The 17,081-nt window shown below is 44.5% G+C and carries 12 protein-coding genes; 7 read left to right on the top strand and 5 right to left on the bottom strand.

Features of this window, described 5'->3' with window-relative positions; all coding sequences use genetic code 11:
* Window positions 1–36 precede the first annotated feature (36 nt).
* Window positions 37–603 (bottom strand): acyl-CoA thioesterase, encoded by a 567-nt coding sequence (locus tag HYN43_RS05530; protein WP_119408502.1) that lies wholly within the window; start codon window positions 601–603, stop codon window positions 37–39.
* Window positions 604–731: 128 nt separating this feature from the next.
* On the opposite strand from HYN43_RS05530, the gene HYN43_RS05525 reads away from it, so the two are divergent.
* On the top strand, window positions 732–3,518 hold the full coding sequence (locus HYN43_RS05525) for a TonB-dependent receptor (protein ID WP_119408501.1): 2,787 nt from the start codon (window positions 732–734) through the stop codon (window positions 3,516–3,518).
* Window positions 3,519–3,583: 65 nt separating this feature from the next.
* Window positions 3,584–4,306, top strand: coding sequence for a toxin-antitoxin system YwqK family antitoxin (locus HYN43_RS05520; RefSeq protein WP_162996327.1), 723 nt, complete (start codon window positions 3,584–3,586; stop codon window positions 4,304–4,306).
* 606 nt (window positions 4,307–4,912) lie between these two features.
* Here the strand turns inward: HYN43_RS05520 and HYN43_RS05515 are convergent.
* Together HYN43_RS05515 and HYN43_RS05510 are read right to left on the bottom strand one after the other, a co-directional pair.
* Entirely contained in the window at window positions 4,913–5,416 is a 504-nt protein-coding gene (locus tag HYN43_RS05515; RefSeq protein ID WP_119408499.1) for an FKBP-type peptidyl-prolyl cis-trans isomerase, read from the bottom strand.
* Window positions 5,417–5,428: 12 nt separating this feature from the next.
* Window positions 5,429–7,450 (bottom strand): thioredoxin domain-containing protein, encoded by a 2,022-nt coding sequence (locus HYN43_RS05510; protein WP_119408498.1) that lies wholly within the window; start codon window positions 7,448–7,450, stop codon window positions 5,429–5,431.
* A gap of 296 nt (window positions 7,451–7,746) precedes the next feature.
* Here HYN43_RS05510 and HYN43_RS05505 point away from each other — a divergent pair, with 296 nt between their 5' ends.
* Window positions 7,747–8,763, top strand: a complete 1,017-nt coding sequence (locus tag HYN43_RS05505; RefSeq protein WP_119408497.1) for an aldo/keto reductase — start codon at window positions 7,747–7,749, stop codon at window positions 8,761–8,763.
* Window positions 8,764–8,781: 18 nt separating this feature from the next.
* Window positions 8,782–9,198: an SRPBCC family protein gene (locus HYN43_RS05500; RefSeq protein WP_119408496.1), complete on the top strand. Its 417-nt coding sequence runs from the start codon at window positions 8,782–8,784 to the stop codon at window positions 9,196–9,198.
* A gap of 33 nt (window positions 9,199–9,231) precedes the next feature.
* On the opposite strand, the gene HYN43_RS05495 is transcribed toward HYN43_RS05500, so the two are convergent.
* The gene (locus tag HYN43_RS05495; RefSeq protein WP_119408495.1) at window positions 9,232–10,155 is read right to left on the bottom strand and encodes a DUF6438 domain-containing protein; all 924 of its coding nucleotides are present in this window, start codon (window positions 10,153–10,155) and stop codon (window positions 9,232–9,234) included.
* A 263-nt stretch (window positions 10,156–10,418) separates the two neighbouring features.
* Here HYN43_RS05495 and HYN43_RS05490 point away from each other — a divergent pair, with 263 nt between their 5' ends.
* Entirely contained in the window at window positions 10,419–12,383 is a 1,965-nt protein-coding gene (locus HYN43_RS05490; RefSeq protein WP_119408494.1) for a M1 family metallopeptidase, read from the top strand.
* Window positions 12,384–12,542: 159 nt separating this feature from the next.
* Here the strand turns inward: HYN43_RS05490 and HYN43_RS05485 are convergent, their stop codons facing one another.
* Window positions 12,543–13,712, bottom strand: coding sequence for a hypothetical protein (locus HYN43_RS05485; protein ID WP_162996326.1), 1,170 nt, complete (start codon window positions 13,710–13,712; stop codon window positions 12,543–12,545).
* A 349-nt stretch (window positions 13,713–14,061) separates the two neighbouring features.
* On the opposite strand from HYN43_RS05485, the gene HYN43_RS05480 reads away from it, so the two are divergent.
* Together HYN43_RS05480 and HYN43_RS05475 are read left to right on the top strand one after the other, a co-directional pair.
* Entirely contained in the window at window positions 14,062–14,421 is a 360-nt protein-coding gene (locus tag HYN43_RS05480; protein ID WP_119408492.1) for a response regulator, read from the top strand.
* A 341-nt stretch (window positions 14,422–14,762) separates the two neighbouring features.
* Window positions 14,763–17,048, top strand: a complete 2,286-nt coding sequence (locus tag HYN43_RS05475) for an ATP-dependent helicase (protein ID WP_119408491.1) — start codon at window positions 14,763–14,765, stop codon at window positions 17,046–17,048.
* The last annotated feature ends 33 nt before the right edge of the window (window positions 17,049–17,081 follow it).

Genomic DNA, 17,081 nt, shown 5'->3' with positions numbered 1-17,081 from the left:
ACCGCAATGTAACAAAAATGTTAAAATACACAATACTTATCCTGCAACAAGGCAACGTTCGCCGTGCAGCAGTTCAATACAATGTTCGTAATTATCAGGCATCTGGATTTGTTTTACCTCCTGCATATAACTTTGCTTAATTTCTTTACGGCGTCGGGCTTCAATAAAACGGCGCACCTGGTCGCGGTTTTCCAGTATCAGTCCGGGTACTTTGGCTGGCCTGTTATTTTCGTCCTTAGCTACCATGGTAAAGTAGCTGGTATTGGTATGTTTTACCGAGTTGTTTTTAATGTTTTCTGATATCACCCTGATGCCCACCACCAACGAGGTATTGCCCACATAATTTACCGAAGCAAGCAGCGATACCAACTCGCCCACTTCAACCGGATGCAGAAAATCAACTGTATCGATAGATGCGGTTACGCAATAATTATTGGCATGCTTGGCGGCGCAAACGTAGGCCACTTTATCCATTAATGAAAGCAGGATACCACCGTGTATTTTGCCGCCAAAATTGGAGTACGACGGAATCATGAGTTCGGTAATGGTGGTTTGCGAAAAACCTACGGTTTTATAGTCGGATGTGTCGGGGATCGAGGTCATATTTAATGATAAAATAGTACAAGGCTGAGCACTAAGCTACAATTACTGCAACATTAGTATTACATAGGGTTAAATCATTAAACCTTCATTAAACTTTAAAGTTCAATACCCTAAATTGACCCTAAACTATGAAAAAACACTTACTGCTCGCGCTACTATCTTTTCTTTTTTTATCTGCAGCCTACGGCCAGCAAACCCGGGAGGTGCACGGAACTGTTGTAGATAGTGTTGGCGCCGTACCCGGCCTAACGGTAAAACTCACTTCGGATAAAGATAGCGTGGTAGTGGCCAGCGGTGCGGGCGGTGCGTTCTTTTTCCCCGCCGTTGTTTCAAAAAACTTTAAGATAACCATCAGCGGTATCGGTTATCAGCCCCTCAGCAGGAAGTATGTAATGGATAACGATACCAAACCCATTAAGCTCGACCCCATAAAGGTTAAAGTGCAAACCAATATGCTGAACACAGTGGTGGTTTCGGCAGTAATCCCCATCACCATAAAAGAAGACACGGTTGAATATAAAGCAAGCGCCTACAAGGTGCGTGAAGGTTCGCCGGTTGAGGATTTGTTGAAAAAACTACCCGGCGTAACCGTTGACAAGGATGGCAACGTAACCGCCCACGGCAAACAGGTTACCAAAGTGCGCGTAAACGGCAAGGATTATTTTACCGGCGATGTACAAACGGCCACCCAAAACCTGCCTGCTGACATAGTAGAAAACATACAGGTGATTGACGACTACGGCGACCAGGCCAACCTAACCGGCATCAAAACCGGCGACCCGGATAAGATCCTGAACATTACCATACAAAAAGGAAAAAACAAGGGTAATTTTGGCCAGGGCAGCGTTGGCGTTGGTAATGACGATAAGTACCAGGCGCGCCTATCAGCCAATTCATTTTATGATGCCCGGCAGCTGGCCCTGATAGGCACCTGGAATAATAACAATACCAACAGTTTTAACCTTGGCAGCAGCGGTGGCGGAGGTGGCAGGGCGGGCCGTGGCGGAGGTGGTGGCGGCGGCAGCGCCGGCGGTGTAAGCACGGCCAACGGCATTACCACCAACCGATCAATAGGCACCAATTACCGCGACGACTGGAGCAAAAAGGTAACTGTATACGGCAGTTACAGCTTTGCTGATAAAGACAGAGATGTTAACAGCACCACCGTGCAGCAAAACCTGTTTCAATCGGGCAGTATCATCAATATGGATAACAGCGCCAATCATAACCATGGTATTAACCACCGGTTTGATTTTAATATTGAATACAAGATAGATACATCCAACTACATCAAAATTAACCCAGGCTTCTCGTACGCCACGGCCGAAAATATGAGTACCGATACCTTCAGTAATACCCGCAACCAAACACTGGTTACCGGTAACGAGCTGGCGCTTACCAACAACTCATCGCAAACGGGCAGCCTCAATGTGTTGTATAACCACAAGTTTCATAAACGCGGGCGTAATTTTAGCATCAATGCCAATGTAAGCTACTCCAAAAACGACCAGGGACTAAACGATCAATATACGACACACCAGGATACCGCCACCACCAAATTGTTTCAGCAGATCAATTCAGATAACCAGTCACAGCGGGTGGGTGTGCATATTTCATACATCGAACCGATAGCGAAAACCACCTACCTCGAAACCAACTACAGCTACAATTACTCGAATACAGATAATAACCGTTACAATTACCGGGTTGACCCGATAACGGGCAATCAAATTTATGTTGATTCGCTCAGCACCTTGTATAATTACCAGTTTATTACCAACCGCATCGGCTTAAACCTTCGCGGGGTGCAGCCTAAGTATAATTATACGCTGGGTTTGGCGGTACAGCCATCCAAACTTGATGGCGAATCGCATAATTTTCATACCACTACAAACACGTTTAATATTATCCCTACCGCCAGGTTTATTTATAATTTTTCAAAAAATCATTCATTTTCATTCAACTACAGCGGATCAAACGCGCAGCCTTCATTTGCCCAGCTGCAAATACAACCCGATTACTCCAACCCGCAAAACCGGGTGTATGGTAACCCTAATTTAAAGCCCGAGTTTACCAACAGTTTCAACGTACGGTACAACCAGTTTGATATTGCCAGCGGTAATTCGCTGTTTACCAGCGTTTCATTTGCCGAAACGCAAAATAAGATAGTAACCAACTCCTCGCCCATTACCGATAGTACTTTAACCAAAGGCAACAATACCATACAGCAAACCCGGTATATCAACACCAACGGTTTTTACAATGTAAACGGCAACTACTCATTTTCAAAACCCTTTGCCGAGCGCAAGTACACCGTGTCATTAAACGGCGGTGCCAGCTACAGTAACAACATATCCTATATTGAAAGCCAGCGCAACGAAGGTAAAAACTGGGTATTTAACCAGGGGGCCAAAATAAGGTTCGATCTGGATAGCATTATGGATAGCGAAGTAAGCGCCAACTACAGCATCAACACCACGCGCTACAGCCTGCCATCATCCCTCAATACCGATGCCCAAACCTGGACCTTGGGGCTTGACGGCCGCAATTATTTTTTTTACAGCTGGGTATTGGGTTACAACCTAACCCAAACCATTAATCACGGTTTCAGCAGCACGGTAAAGGCCAACCCTACCCTGCTGAGCAGCTATATTGAATACCAGTTTTTAGCCAAACATATCGCCTCCCTCCGTTTCCAGGCCTTTGATATTTTTGATGAGAACAAGGGGATAACACGTACCGTATCGGGCAACCAGGTAATTGATACCCGTACCAACCGCTTAGGCAGGTATTTTATGCTGAGCTTTACTTTAAGGCTACAAAAATTTGCCGGAAGCAGGCCCCAAGGCGGGAGAAATGGCGGAGGCCGCGGAAACTTTGGCGGCGGAGGTGGCCGCCGCGGAGGCCGTGGTTAATTTAACGGTTGGTGTTTGAAGATCTGAAAAGCTGCTTTATATTTACAAAAATCAAAATACCTGCATTGAGAACTCTTGTAATTATCCTGTTATCATTTTTTTATTGCGGAATAGCTTTTGCCCAAACCAAACCAGCCGAAGCCACTAAACCCCAACCCGAAACGGTGATTCAAAAGCACCGCTTAACCGACTCCGTTCAGGAACGGTACAGTGTGCTTAAAAGCGATAAATATACCCGGCAGGGGCTGTACCAGGCCATCTATCAAAAGAACTACGCCCTGGCCAGCGGCTATTATACCAACGGCAAACGCACAGGAGTTTGGCATTTTTTTGATAACCAAGGCAACCTGGTGCAAAATTTTAATTACAATACCAACGAGATTACCTACGAGGCACCGGAAGACAGTACATCAAACGTGCAATACTTTGTTGATGTACCGTTAAATGATAGCTCGAAGGTGAGTAAGCCGCTAAAAATTGGCGGGCGCTTTTATGGATACCTGCCCTATTTAAACCTGTTTAAATTACCGCAGGATTTGACGAACCTTAACCCTAATGTATCCTTTGGGATGATTGAACTATTGGTTAGCCCGCTGGGGAGACTGGCTTCGTTTAAGGTACATGTATACAGCGGCCCCACCTACCATAAAATTTTCAACATGAGCGTTGATGTGCCCGACCCGGCCGATAAGGAATTTGTGCCTGCAACGGTAAATGGTGAGGCGGTTAGTTGCCGGGTGGCTATTAAATGTGCGTTTAGGAGCGATGGCGGGTTGGAGTTTTATTAGGTCGATAGATTTTAATGTGCATTCGCGATAGGAAAACCGAATCCTGGACTAAGTTTAGCGACAGCGTAACTTCGTCCCAAAGTGATGGAAGCATCCTGCTTCCGAAGCCAGATATAAATACCTGTTAAATAAAACACTCCAGGTAAAACACGCTAAAGTTAAGCTGAAAGCGTAACTTCGTCCTAAAGTGACGGAAGCATTCTGCTTCCGAAGCCAGGCATAAATGCCTGTCAAATTCAGAAACATTTCAGATAAAATACTACCAGGTTAAGCTGAAAGCTTAACACAGTTTAGGACGAAGTTACGCTGCGCTAAACTTCGACCAGAATCATAAAACAAAAAAACGGCGGTTCTCAATTTTGAAAACCGCCGTTTTTTTTCTTATACTCCCCCTTCAGGGCATAGCCGTCAACTTAAGCAAAAAGCGGTGGAATTGTGCGATTCCCCTCTTGAGAGGGGTGGAGGGGTGTGTTATTCTGCGCGAGGTCATCGCTCGTATAACACACCCCTGCTCTCGCTCTTTCCCATCGCGCCCCCTCTCAAGAGGGGAGTTTAAAAGCTTGATATCTTAAATTGACGGCTATTCCCTTCAGGGGGCTGGGGGACTTAATGATGGTGATGACCATCCGGGCCATGTGCGTGGCCATGAGATAACTCTTCATCGGTAGCAGGGCGCACATTAATAATTTCGCCTTTAAAATGCAGAGCCTGGCCTGCCATAGGGTGGTTTAAATCAACAATAACGGCATCTTCGGCAATAGAAACCACTACAGCCTGAAAACGGTGGCCCTGGTTATCCTGTAAAGGCAAAACGCTGCCAATTTCAGGCATTTCGGTACCCTGAAACATTTCTTTAGGCAGGTTGGCTACTGCCTCTTCATCATATACGCCGTAAGCATCCTCGGGCGACAGGCGAAACTCATAGCTATCGCCGGTTGAAAGTGTGTTCAGGTTTTCTTCAAATTTAGGCAGCATCTGGCCGGCACCAAATAAAAAGGTTAGCGGTTGTTCCTGGGTGGCACTTTCTACTAAATCTTCAGTACCGGTGTTTTCGCGGTCAACATACAAATCGTAGGTTAACGATACTACGTGCTGTGGTGCAATCTTCATTATAAATTATTTTTAGTTGTAAAATCTGGCTTCAACCTCTTGTATGGCATCGGCCGGGTTATTAGCAGGTAATCCGCAGGTTTTATCTTTACAAATAAAAATTTGTGTTGATGCACCAAACTTATCCTGCAGCAAAGGTAAACTTCCTTTATTACCGCCCAACATAATTTTATTGGGGATGTAATTATTTTCCATTTCCCTTCTAAAAGCTTCGGCATTACTGCCGGTGATGGCAATTTCGTTTACACCAAACACCTCATCAAGCAACAGCATTACCCAATTTGAATAAGCCGAACCATACTTTGGCAATTGCGGCATTACATTGCGTAACAGCTGCGCCGAAACCTCTGTGTACTCCTCGTTATCAAAAAGCAAGCCTAACTTTTTAAGCACCCTCGCCATAACCGAATTAGATGCCGGGATCACCCCATCCATAATCTCCGATTTGCGGGCTATCAGCTGCTCATCATCATCGGCAGTGAAAAAGAAGATGCCTTTGCTTTCATCGTAATAATGAATCAGGGCGGAATTAGCCAGTTTCCGGGCTTCCAGCAGCCAATGCTCATTAAAGGTAACTTCGTACAAAGCAATCAACCCATCGATGATATTGGCGTAATCATCCAAAAAGGCAATGGGTTTATCTTGTGCCGTTGCGGCGCTGTAAATACGTGATAGCCTGCCATTTTGGCTAACAAGGTTATTTAAAATAAAACCGGCGTTATTCAGCGCAAGTTCGAGATATTCTTTTTTATTAAAAGTGCGGTAAGCATCGGCAAGGCCTTTCAGCATTAAGCCATTCCATGAGGCGAGGATCTTGTTATCCAATCCGGGCCTTACACGTACGCTGCGTGCCTCAAATACTTTCTGGCGCGATGCATGTACTTTGCCAGGCAATTCCTCAACCGATAAACCTAACTTTTGGGCCAGATCCTGATCACTATCCTTACGGAATAAAACATTCGACTCCTCTTCCTCCCAGTTACCATCTTCGGTAATATTGTAGTAGATACAGAACAATCCTGCTTCATCACCCAAAATTTCTTCAATCTCCTTTTTTGTAAAGATGTAAAACTTTCCTTCCTTGCCTTCACTGTCTGCATCTAATGCCGAGTAAAAACCATATTCGGGCGACATCAATTCGCGGGTGCTGAAAGTAATGATCTCATTAACCACCTGCCGGTAAAGTTCATCAGGCTGCCAGGTATAGGCTTCGGCATATAAACTGATAAGCTGCGCATTATCATACAGCATTTTTTCAAAATGCGGCACATGCCACAAACCATCAACCGAGTACCGGGCAAAACCACCGCCAACATGATCATAAATACCGCCGAAAGCCATTTTATGCAGCGTGAGCTTAGCCTGCGCTGCAACTTCCTCATCTTTCATTAAAAAAGCATAACGCATTAAAGCCTGCCAGTTATTGGGCATCGGGAATTTGGGTGCGTTACCGCTGCCTCCCTCCCGCTTATCAAAATAACGTTTCCAGTTATTTACTATCGTTTCGAGATCGTTTTTTGCATATTGAGCCTGAGCTACAACAAACTCTATCGATTCGTAATTTTGGATGCCTTCGGTTAGGCGCACTGCGTAATCCTCGGCTTCTTCAGGTTTTTGATTGTAGAAATCGGCAAGGTTAAACAGCAGTGAAGTCCAGTCGTTTTTACGGAAGTAGGTACCACCGTAAATAGGTCGCTGATCGGGCAGGCAGATGCAGTTTAGGGGCCAGCCGCCGCGGCCGCTCATTAATTGTACGGCACTCATGTAAATCTGGTCGACATCTGGGCGCTCTTCCCTATCCACCTTAATACAAACAAAATATTCATTCATTACCGCCGCTACCGATTCATCCTCAAAACTCTCGTGCTCCATTACATGGCACCAGTGGCAGGCCGAGTAACCTATGCTCACTAAAATGAGCTTATTTTCGGCTTTGGCCTTATCCAGGGCTTCCTTGCCCCAGGGATACCAGTTAACCGGGTTATTGGCGTGTTGTAACAAGTATGGAGAAGTTGAATTAGCCAGGCGATTCATATATGTAAATGTATTTGCTGCAAAGGTGCAGATATAATTGCAGCTGTAGGATAAATGGTATTTATTTAGAAAAGTTTTACGGAGAGAAAGTAAAAGTTGCAGAATTAAGCACGCAAAGGTGCCAGGTGGCTATGATTGCCTTTGGAGTTCTAATCTATCCCAACCTGAATTACAAAACCTGATTTCTATTCCCGCCATACCTATCAGATAAACTATAATACCTATAAATATCCTAATTTTTAGCTGCCCGTGTTTGATGCTAATTTCGCCATCAGTAAATAACAATTCGAAAAACTATGAAGATAAAAGATATACTACCCGGTAAAATAGGTTTTGGAACTGCGCCGCTGGGCAACATGTTCAGAAATATTCCCGAAGAGGAGGCATTTGCCACCGTAGAAGAAGCCTGGAACCAGGGCATCCGTTATTTTGATACAGCCCCTTTTTATGGAGCCGGACTATCTGAAATACGATTGGGACATGTATTAGCTCAATATCCCCGTAACGAATTTGTGATCAGCACCAAAGTGGGCCGTATTATTCTTGACGAGGTGGAGGATGTGAATGCCCGTGACCTGGGCGAAAAGGGAGAAATTTTTAAATATGGCCGCCCTAACAAAATAGTGAATGATTACTCTGGTGATGCCACTCTGCGCTCGATAGACGACAGCCTGAAACGGCTGCAAACCGACCACCTGGATATTGTATGGGTACATGATGTGGCCCAGGATTTTTACGGAGATGAATGGCTAAGCATGTTTGAAAGTGCCCGCAAGGGCGCTTTCAGGGTGCTTGATAAACTACGCGATGAGGGCGTTATTAAGGCATGGGGCCTCGGCGTAAATCGTGTTGAGCCCATCGAAATTATCATGGCACTCGAAAACACTCATCCCGATGGCTTTTTGCTTGCCGGCCGGTATTCATTACTTGATCATGACCGGGCTTTGCAAAGGCTGATGCCCGAAGCATTGCGGCAAGGTTTAAGCATAGTAGCCGGCGGCCCCTACAGTTCGGGAGTGTTGGTTGGCGGTACGCATTTTGAATATGCTCCCGCTACGCCCGAAATGTTAAACAAGGTTGCAAAAATTAAAGCCATTGCCGATGAGTATGGCGTAAGTATGAAATCGGCAGGTTTGCAGTTTTCGCTGGCTAATCCGGCTGTAGCAGCCGCCATCCCGGGTTCGAGTAAACCGGGCCGTATTGCCGAGGATATTGAGGCGCTTAACGCCACCATCCCCACCGAGTTTTGGCAGCAATTGCGGGCACATAACCTGATTAACGCATCGGCGCCGGTTCCTTCCAATAACAAATAACCATTAAACAAACTATTTATGGCAACGGCATCAGCATTTATCGAAATCCCTGTAACGGCAAATGAGGTTTGGCAACTAATTGGCGGCTTTAACTCCCTGCCCGACTGGCTACCCTACATTCCGCATTCAGAACTGCAGGAAGGCGGCCGGGTACGTCACCTCGCCAACCCTGAAGGAGGTGTAATTATTGAACGCCTGATGGCTTTTGATGAAACAGAACGCAGCTATACTTACCATATTTTGCAGGCTCCGTTCCCTGTTAAAGACTACTATTCCACCTTACGGGTTAGGACAGGAGAAACCGGCAATAGTTGCCGCGTGGAGTGGTTTGGTGATTTCGTACCGGTAAATACTACCGAAGATGAGGTGGTTGCACTTTTTCAGGGTATTTATGAGGATGGATTAAAGGCACTTAAGGAGCATTATGCCAGGTAAATGAACTTTCCTACCGGTATATCAGCGATGGTATTATTCATACCAGGTTTGCCCTGCCCTCAACCCAAAAAATATTTGATACAAATAACGTAAACCATAAGTACCCTGCATTCCATAATCAGTAATCTCCTTAACCGAACCATCGGCAAATTGTACCTTAAGTTTGATAGTCTGATCGTCCGTCCAATCTACGCTATAGTTATTATCAAGCTTTTGCACGTCGATATAGTTAATTAATGACAGTATTTGGGTTAATTTTTCCTGATCAATTGTTCCTGTAAAAACCCCGGTTTCGGGGTTGTATTTGGTTGCTGTATACGTGGTCGTTCCATCTGCCGCTACATCAAGCTTAAATACAGGGCATGTTCCAAAACACATGGTAGTTTCAACGTGCACGCCGGTAATTGCAGCAGTTGAGGGTTTTGGGTTATATTCGATAAAGTTACCAAACTTAAAAATCAGCGTATCTGTTGCCTGCGCGCCCTTGGTTTTCTTAAATGAAGGATCACCACCAGAACATGCTCGATAAAGCAGCATCTGCGTTCCGTTAATCATCATAGGTTTTGCCAACGGAAAATCGGGCAGAAGGCCAAGATATTTTCTGATAACATATACCGGCTTAAAAGTATCATCACCATTGTCAATTACAGCCAGCAAACTCGTATTATCATCCTTCCAAACAACGTACACTAACAAATCAGTTTTCCCGTCATTGTTAAAATCCGCCTTTTCCCAGGTTTTACAATTCATTTTATGGGCTTCCTGGTAACAGCCGTTGTTTGCAAACAACGAATCTGCGGGTAAAATGATCACATCTCCCTTCCTGATTTTATTTTGTTTTTTTGCTATGGCGAATACAAACCGCGCAACATCAGCATTGGTTTTCAAATCGTCGATGGTATTGGCAGAGACAATTTGCGTTGCAAATAACAGCAAAAAGAAAAAAAGGAATTTCATGAAATTAGTCCAGGATAAAATTATTCGGATTTGCGGTAATAAAATTAGCAGTATCCTTTTAAAAATCTAAAAATACTTATTATAAACACATTAAGCGTAAACGCTCCCTTAGCGGCCCTACCACCTGGTGAGCTAAAAAAATTGCTGATAGCTATTAAGCTTCATAATTGAGATAAGTCAAAACAATTAACATATAGCGTCCTAAATTATCAAACTCACAAATTATTTCGTTTTATTTGCCCCCTTATTATCAAAAATTTAAGATGCACTGTTTAAAACTGAATTATTTACTATGCGCTGTAGTTTTGCTGACTTTAACGCAAAAGGCATCGGCCCAAAGCGCTGATACGGCCGTATACAACCACCAGGATCTGTTCGGCCCAATTACCTGGCCGGTTACAGCCGGGGGCACACGCTCGGCAGCCGGCAAACCTTCACCAGCCTACTGGCAAAACCGCGCCGATTACCAGATTAAAGCCGCCCTTAACGAGGGTAAGGATACCACCATTACCGGCGAGGTTACCATCACTTATACCAACAACAGTCCCGATAAACTGGATTACCTGTGGCTGCAACTTGATCAGAACCTGTTTAAGCCTGATTCGCGCGGGGCAGCCACCACACCAATCTCGGGCGATAGGTTTGATGTGCGGGGCTTTAGTCGCGGTGGTTACCATATTGCCTCGGTTAATGTTACCTATAAAGGCGAGACCTATAAAGTTGAACCTGTAATAACCGATGCCCGGATGCAACTGCGCCTCAACACTCCTATGGAGGGCAAAGGCGAAAAAATTGAGGTAAAGGTGAACTATGACTTTGCCATTCCCTTTTACGGTGCCGACCGCATGGGCCGCAAAAAGTTTAAACAGGGCTACGTTTACGAAATTGCACAATGGTACCCACGTATGTGTGTTTATGATGATGCCGAAGGCTGGAACACCCTACCCTACATGGGCTTAGGCGAATTTTACTGCGAGTACGGCGATTTTGATTATTACATCACTGCACCTGCCAATAAAATTGTAGTAGGCTCGGGCGATTTGCAAAACCCCGAAGAGGTGCTTACCCCTACCCAGTTAAAAAGATTGGAAGAGGCCCGCAACAGTGATAAAACCGTAACCATCATTAGCGCAGGCGAAGTTGGCAAAGGTTCAACCCGTCCGTTTAAAGGTACATTAACCTGGCATTTTAAAATGCAGAACACCCGCGATATTGCCTGGGGCGCTTCGGATGCATTTATATGGGATGCAGCAAGGGTTAACTTCCCTTCGGGCCGCAAGGGTATTGCACAATCAGCTTACCCTATTGAAAGTTCGGGCTCTGATGCCTGGGGCCGGTCAACCGAGTACCTGAAAAACAGTATGGAGATCTATTCGAATTTATATTTTGAATATCCCTGGAATTCGGCAGTAAACGTATCGGGTGTGGCTTTGGGTATGGAATACCCGGGGGCTATCTTCTGCCTCAGCAACCTGAAAAACGGGCAACTTTGGGGCGATGTTACCCACGAGATAGGCCACAACTGGTTCCCGATGATTGTAGGATCGAACGAACGTAAGTACATGTGGATGGACGAAGGTTTTAACACTTTTATTAACGAATACGCCAGTAAGGAATTTAACAAAGGCGAGTACGCCGAAAAAGGCAACTCGGCACAAAATATCCTGGCCGGTTACCGCAACAGTGCCGATCCGCTCATGACGGCTCCCGAAGCTATAGGTCTTAACGATTACGGGCAATACTATGTTAAAACAGCTTTAGGTTTAGATATCCTGCGCAACGTAGTAGTAGGCCCCGAGCGTTTTGATTACGCCCTGCGCGAGTATGTTAAAAACTGGGCATTTAAGCACCCGCTGCCTTACGATTTATTCCGCGCCATGAACGATGCCACCGGCGAAGACCTCAACTGGTTCTGGAAATCGTGGTTTTTCACTACCTGGAAACTGGACCAGGCTGTGACATCCGTTACCTACCTAAAGGATACGCCATCCGAAGGTGCCGTAATTACACTCAGCAATAACGAAAAAATGGCCATGCCGGTTAATTTGAAAATTACCCAGGCCAATGGCAAAGTAGAAACCATTCACCTGCCGGTAAACATCTGGCAACGCGACGGGGTTTGGAAATTTAAATATCCATCGACATCAATAATCAAAACCATCGAAATTGATCCTGAACATCAACTCCCGGATGTTAACCTGAGGAATAATGTTTACAGGGGGGAATGAGATTAGAGATTAGAGATTAGAGATTAGAGATTAGAGATTAGAGATTAGAGATTAGAGATTAGAGATTAGAGATTAGAGATTAGAGATTAGAGATTAGAGGAAATTTTTAAAGGCGATGAGTGTTTGAGCTCATCGCCTTTTTATTTTGATCTTTTATTTTTAATCAAGGTTTACCTGGCCGAAGTTTGATTTGATGACGATGCTGCAGGTTGTATTACTTTTGCCTGCTTGGCCTTTATAGCTTTTTGCTGCGCTGAGGTTAATATTATCCTTGTTTGTTTTACCCAAAAAGTTTAACTGCGGATTGTTGAGTTTTAAAACCCCGTAGCTGGTTGTAACGTCGTAACTGGCATTAAGTTCATTCAGTTTGCCCAGTTTGAGGCCAGTATAGCTCGAATTAATATTAAGGGCTTTGAATTTTTTATCAAAGCTGCCTATGCTTAACTCCCTGCCAAACCTGATATTAATATTAGCCGATGAGTATAACCTGCCAATGTGTGCTTCGCCGTAACTGATGTTGGCATTCAGGTTATTGGCATCGCTTAGCTGGAGGTGGCCGTAAGCAATTTCGAGCCGGGTACCGCTAAAGCTTTCAATACTGGCGTTGCCGTAGGTTACCTTAACTTCATTAAGCGGGTTGTTTATTTTTTGCGCCTTAAGCTCGCTGCAAAAATTATTGAGCGAGAGCCTGCCGTCAAAATCGGGCAGAATTGTGGTGCCGTAGTTGTTGTTGATACTAAGGGCATTTTTTGACGGCATATATACAAGGTAGTTGATCTCGATTTTTTTCAGGTGCGATTTGCTGTCTCCTTTCCATAAAAGGCGGTCGCTGGTGCCGGTGTTGCCTATCATAGTTTTAAACGACACAAGGGCATCTTTTTTTCCATCGGTTATGTTAACAACATCCATAAAACTTTGGGCATCACTCAGGTTATCGGCATAAATGTTTATTTGTACCTCTACCTTAAACTCCTTGCGATCCCAGGTATTAATTTTCACCTCGCCAAAACGGTTGTCAATGGCCAGCGCATCCGGGTTATTGGCCACATACACTTTGCTGTATTTTTTTGTTGCAAGCTTTATTTCGCCGTTGGCTATCTTATTTTGCATCTCGGCATCACCCTGGGTTAGGCTGATGTTTTTTAACACCTCGTCGGGCGCAGCCGGCACCTGAAATAACGTCACATTACTCAATGTATCCGTAAGGGCGGTGCTCACCGTCGTGGCGTCGTCGGCTTCAGTTTTGCTGTTTGATTGCGCCAGGACCGGCCGGGCAAAAAATACAACACCGGTTAACAGCACAAAAAATAGGTTAAGCTTGATTTTCATTTTGCGGGTGATTTTTTTATAAAGATCTGCCCTAAACGACACCTGTTTTTCAAATGAGTTGCATCTATAATGATAAAAGCCTGTACGAAAGTAAAATGGAGCGTGGATTTCGGGCTAAAGCAATTTTACAGGTTAATCAAACTTTATCAATCTGAGAAATTAATACCAATATATTTTCAAATAAACATGATAATAACCTATTGTTAATAAACAAAATAGTTGTAATTTAGCTATAACCTCAACCAGCCAATTAAGCACCTCGAAATATTTTTAATTATAAAACATTTTGTTTATTTGTGGTATTAGTACCCAATAGGGGGCTTATATTTTGCAATTAACCGTTACCAATATGCCAAAAAATATACTCATTATTGAAGACGATGCCGAAATTTTAAGAGTTTTGGAAACCGTATTAACGTTTAACAATTTTGACGTTACTGCGCTAAGCCGTACCGATGATATCATTGCCTCGGTAAAAAACCACAATCCCGACCTGGTACTTACCGATTACATGCTACCCGGCCTTAACGGAGGCCGCATTTGCCAGTTGATTAAAAGCAATGAAGAAACAAGGCATATCCCGGTTATCCTGATCTCGGCCTATCATGAACAAGCTATTGCACTGGTTAATTTTGGCTACGATGCCTTTGTGCCCAAACCCTTTGATGTGAATAAACTGGTGAAAACGATTAACAGGTTTTTGAATTAAGATTGTCCGGGCGCTAAATAACCAACACCAATTATATGTTAAGATTTTAGATAAAGCGCCCGGAGTATCGGAAATAAAAAAGTATCCGCCAGGCTACACGCGATACAATCGCGAACCCATATTAAGCACTCATCACAGATGAGCGCAAGGATAAGAAAGAAAAATCAGCGAAATCAACGCAATCATAACAATCAACGGTCAAAATAGGTGCAATCAAACAATAATCGGTGTAATCCCAAAAACAAAAAAATCCGAAATCCCCAATCCTAATTCCGAAATATCTTTCCCTCTTTCGCCCCAAAACCTTAATTTCGCTGCCTCATAGCAAAGAGGAAAAGATTTTGGATTACTTACAGGGATTAAACCCCGAACAAAGGGCAGCGGTTGAACAAACTGAAGGGCCGGTAATGATTATTGCCGGTGCCGGATCGGGCAAAACACGTGTTATCACCTATCGCGTGGCGCACCTGATACGCAAGGGTGTTGATTCATTTAATATACTGGTACTTACCTTTACCAACAAAGCCGCCCGCGAAATGCGCGAGCGTATTACGCACGTAGTTGGCACCGAGGCAAAAAATATTTGGATGGGTACTTTCCACTCGGTATTTGCCAAAATTTTGCGTGTAGAGGCCGAAAAAATTGGCTATCCGAGCAACTTTACCATTTACGATACTGATGACAGCAAGAGCGTTTTAAGGGCCGTTTTAAAAGAAATGAACCTGGATGATAAGCTGTATAATGTAAACTTTGTACTGAACCGCATCTCGGCATCAAAAAACAACCTGATCTCGTGGCAGGAATATAATAAAAACGAGCAGATCCAGGCCGACGATTTTTCGAGCGGCCGTGGGCAGATGGGTAAAATTTACGAGATGTATGCCACCCGCTGCTACCGCGCCGGTGCCATGGATTTTGACGATTTGCTGTACAAAACCAATGAACTGCTTAAGCTGCACCCCGATGTGCTGAACAAATACCAGCACAAGTTTAAATACCTGATGGTGGATGAGTATCAGGATACCAACTTTTCGCAGTACCTGATAGTAAAAAAGCTGGCCGCCGTTAACGAAAACCTTTGCGTTGTGGGCGATGATGCGCAAAGTATCTACGCCTTCCGCGGTGCCAACATTCAAAACATCCTCAATTTTGAGAAGGATTATCCCGATTTGAAGGTGTTTAAATTGGAGCAAAACTACCGCTCAACCCAAAACATTGTAAATGTTGCCAACAGCATCATCCGCAATAATAAAGAGCAGCTTAAAAAGAATGTATTTTCGGAGAAAGAGGCCGGCGATAAAATAAAAGTGATGCGTGCCTTCAGCGATAACGAAGAAGGCAAAATAGTGGCCGAAGCCATTATGCAGGATCGCAGCTCAAAAGGGCTTAAATGGGGTGCTTTTGCCATCCTGTACCGCACCAATGCCCAATCCCGTTCGATGGAGGAAGCTTTGCGCAAGCTGGGCATCCCTTACAAAATATATGGCGGACTGTCATTCTATCAACGTAAAGAAATTAAAGACCTGATAGCCTATTTCAGGCTCACCTTTAACCCGAATGATGAGGAAGCGCTTAAACGCGTTATCAATTACCCTAAGCGCGGCATAGGCGATACCTCGGTTGATAAGATCATTGTAGCGGCCGATCAGCACGGTATCACACCCTGGGAGGTGATTGTAGAGCCGGGCAAATATCTTGAGGGCAAAATATCGGGCGCGGTAGGCACATTTGCCACCATGATCCAAAGTTTCCAGGTGCTGGCCCGTACCAAATCGGCTTACGAATCGGCCCTTTATATTGCCCAGCATTCGGGTTTATTAAAAGATCTTTACGAAGATAAATCAGTTGAAGGACTTAACCGTTACGAAAATATCCAGGAACTTTTAAACGGTATTAAAGAGTTTTCGGAACGTGAGGATATTGAGGAAAAAGGCCTCGATATTTTCATGCAGGATGTTGCTCTTTTAACCAACGACGATAACGATAAAAACAAGGATGCCGACACGGTATCGCTCATGACCATCCACTCATCCAAAGGCCTCGAGTTTCCGCAGGTATACGTGGTGGGTCTGGAAGAGAACCTGTTCCCCTCGCAAATGTCGCTCAACTCACGCAGCGACCTGGAAGAAGAGCGCCGCCTGTTTTATGTAGCTGTTACCCGTGCCGAAAGCAAGCTACACATCAGTTATGCAACATCGCGCTTTAAATTTGGTACGCTGATAAGCTGCGAACCGAGCCGGTTTTTAGATGAGATAGACCCTAAGTTTTTAGAGCTTGACTATACCGCGCGCCCAACCACAAACAGCAACGCCAGTTTTGACGATGACCGCAAAGCCTGGAGCCGTGATAAACAACCTGATACTTTCAGCAAACCTAAACCCGCCAGCCAGGCCCCTGTAAAAACCACGGCTATGCTGGCTAAAGCCCACGTGCCTTCGGCCAATTTTAAGCCATCGGATACCTCAAACCTGCAGGTAGGTATGGAGGTTGAGCACGAGCGTTTCGGCTTCGGCAAGGTGATCTCGTTAGAGGGTAATAAGCCGGATATTAAAGCCACTATATTTTTTAAAGAGATTGGCCAGAAACAACTATTATTAAAGTTTGCCAAGCTTTATATCATTCAATAAAATAAACTACCAGTTAAATCCCGATTTTGAGGA

This window comes from Mucilaginibacter celer (assembly GCF_003576455.2).
Lineage (GTDB): Bacteria > Bacteroidota > Bacteroidia > Sphingobacteriales > Sphingobacteriaceae > Mucilaginibacter > Mucilaginibacter celer.
The sequence above is the reverse complement of the archived record's forward strand: the minus strand, read 5'-3'. Positions and strand labels throughout refer to the sequence as shown.